The organism is Clostridioides sp. ES-W-0018-02 (assembly GCF_020658175.1).
Classification (GTDB): domain Bacteria; phylum Bacillota; class Clostridia; order Peptostreptococcales; family Peptostreptococcaceae; genus Clostridioides.
In genome coordinates this window covers 1-925 of sequence record NZ_JACVVY010000042.1, presented here as the reverse complement: position 1 = coordinate 925, position 925 = coordinate 1, and the positions used below count along the sequence as shown (strand labels likewise).

General features: G+C 26.9%; 3 protein-coding genes. All 3 read left to right on the top strand.

Translation table 11 applies throughout. From position 1 onward, the window contains the following. Positions 1-206 (top strand): hypothetical protein (locus IC219_RS21295; RefSeq protein WP_227853306.1); only part of this gene is annotated, 206 nt, incomplete at its 5' end. Continuing rightward, positions 207-344 carry an XkdX family protein gene (locus IC219_RS21290; protein ID WP_227853505.1) on the top strand — a complete coding sequence of 46 codons (138 nt, stop codon included), beginning with the start codon at positions 207-209 and terminating at the stop codon, positions 342-344. A gap of 142 nt (positions 345-486) precedes the next feature. After that, positions 487-925 (top strand): N-acetylmuramoyl-L-alanine amidase (locus tag IC219_RS21285; RefSeq protein WP_227853506.1); only part of this gene is annotated, 439 nt, incomplete at its 3' end.

The following is a 925-nucleotide window of genomic DNA, read 5'->3' as shown; positions in this document are numbered from 1 at the left end:
ATTTAAAAGAGGGTATTTTAGTTGAGAATTTACCAACTCAAAAATATATAGAAAATAAAGAAGCAAAGTTATTTATAAATATAAATACTAAAGAGGTTTTCTATAGATATACAGATATTAAAAGTAGTATAGAAGATAAAGTAAATTCTACAGAACAAACAATAGCAGATTTAACATTTCAATTAATGTCAAATGGGGTGATATAAATGAATTGGTATAAGATAATAACAGATTTTTATAAAAATGGGAATTGGACTAAAGAGCAAGTTAAAACAGCAGTTGCAAAGAATAAGATAACATCAATAGAATATAAAGAAATTGTAGGAGAGGACTATATAGCATAGTCTTTTTTTATTTCAACTTAATAAAAATTCACGAAAAAACACTAGAAAAACATATTAAAATCACAATTTTAATATGAAATTGAGTAAACGAGAGCCTTGTTTTATAGGCTCTTTTTATATTTTTTAAAAAGGAGTGGTAGTTTTGAACCTAAAAACATTAACAATTCATGCAGGACATAATCCAGATGGCAAGATTGGCTCTGGAGCAGTAAAGTATATAAAGGAATCTACAGAAGCAAGAAATGTATTAAAATATCTAATACCTTTAGCTCAAAAAGAGTGTAAAGTATATGATTGTACTTGTAACAATGGAACTTCCCAGAGTGATATATTGAATAAAATCATAGCTAAGTGTAATTCATATAACTCAGATTTAAATGTAAGTGTTCATTTTAACTCAGGTGGAGGTAGAGGTGTAGAAGTTTTAGTATATAACTTAAATGACAAAGAGACTGTTGAAATAGCATCAAGAGTGTGTAAAAAAATAACTGAAACTTATCATGCGAAAGGTGATAAAGACTTTAAAAATAGAGGTGTTAAAGAAAAGAAAACTCTAGCATTTTTAAGAAGAACAAAGGCAA